Here is a 261-nt window from a genome sequence, read left to right on the forward strand (position 1 = left end):
GTCCGCACCACGGTCCCGATGTTGAGATCGTGCTGCCAATTCTCAATGGCGATGTGGAAGTCGTGGCGCTTGGAGTCGAGGTCGGCGACGATCGCATCGTGCTTCCAATAGCGGTACTGGTCCACCACGTTGCGGCGGTCGCCGTCGCGCAGGAGGTCCGGATCCCAGTGCTCGCCAACGGGCCACTCGCCTTCCCAGGGCCCGACGCCGACCTCCGCCTTCGCTTCGGCCTCGCCTTCTGCGGTGGTCCCCTCCTGGGAC

Annotated in this window: 1 pseudogene; it reads right to left on the reverse strand. The window is 66.7% G+C overall.

The features are described from left to right. Nucleotides 1–261, reverse strand: a pseudogene (locus ACR9ZK_RS22375) (rRNA methyltransferase); the annotation flags it as partial.

This window comes from Monashia sp. HAY1-5C (assembly GCF_056755255.1).